2 protein-coding genes are annotated in these 1,013 nt (G+C 78.6%); one reads left to right on the top strand and one right to left on the bottom strand.

The window, feature by feature from the left end; translation table 11 throughout:
* The coding region (locus JZ5iCDA_RS17685) for a GNAT family N-acetyltransferase (protein ID WP_139123238.1) at positions 1–654 on the bottom strand (654 nt) is incomplete at its 3' end.
* Positions 655–726: 72 nt separating this feature from the next.
* Between JZ5iCDA_RS17685 and JZ5iCDA_RS17680 the strand changes: the two genes are divergently transcribed.
* On the top strand, positions 727–1,013 hold a 287-nt coding region (locus JZ5iCDA_RS17680), incomplete at its 3' end, for an MGMT family protein (RefSeq protein ID WP_171905440.1).

Here is a 1,013-nt window from a genome sequence, read left to right as displayed (position 1 = left end):
GAGCTCGCCGTGGCGCTCGCGCGAGGCCCGTTCGACGCGGACCGTGTGCCGGTCGGCGCCCGGGACGTCGCGCAGCGCGGCCCCGCGCGGCACGGCGACGCGCAGGTCGTCGGCCGCCGTGCCGTACCCGAAGCGCCCGTAGATCGGCGCCTCCGCGGCGAACAGCGCGGAGACGGCCTCACCGCGCTCGCGGCAGCGCGCGAGGTGGCGGTCGATCATCGCCGTGAGCAGGCCACGGCGCCGGTGCGCGGGGTGCACGCCCACCCACGTCAGCCCGGCGACGGGTGCCGTCGCGCCGGGCACGGGGAAGCGCGCGAACGGGTAGGAAGCGTGCATCGCGACGAGGTCGCGCCGCACCGGGAGCGCGCCGTCGAGCGGATCGGCGGCGGCGTCCTCGGCCTCGCGGACGACCCCGACCACGCGCTCCCACGCCAGCGGCGAGGGCAGGTCGAGGAGGTCGTCGACGTCCACGGGCGACGGGAAGGCCCACGTGTCGAGCTCGAGCACGTCGCGCAGGTCGTCCGGACCGAGGTCGGTGAAGGCGTACCCGTCGGGGAGGGCGGCGACCGGGGGAGCGGCGGCGTCGGGGCCGGAGCCGGGGCGGGCGTCCGGGCGTGCGGTCGGGTGCGGCGTCGTCGCGGCGTCGTGGCTCATGCGCCGATCCTCACCGCACCGCGGGCGGCCGCGCCAGGGTATTGCGCGGGCGGCATCCGTAGAGTGCTCGGCGTGGAAGCGTCCGACGTCGAGGGACCGACCTCGCCCGCCGCGGAGTACGCGGCCGCCGTGCTCGCGCTCGTGCGTCGCATCCCCGCCGCGCGGGCCATGACGTACGGCCTCGTCGCGGAGGTCGTGGCCGAGTCGCTGCACCGCGGCGGTCCGCGGCAGGTCGGCGCGGTGCTGGCCGGCTCGTCCGGCGTCGACGACGAGGGCGCGCCCGTCCCGTGGTGGCGCGTCGTCAACGCGGCGGGGTCGCCGCCCGCGCACCACCTCGACGCCGCGCTCGCCGAGCTGCG

Origin of the sequence: Cellulosimicrobium cellulans (genome assembly GCF_001722485.1) — a bacterium.
GTDB lineage: Bacteria > Actinomycetota > Actinomycetes > Actinomycetales > Cellulomonadaceae > Cellulosimicrobium > Cellulosimicrobium cellulans_A.
This window is presented reverse-complemented; position numbering and strand designations above follow the sequence as displayed.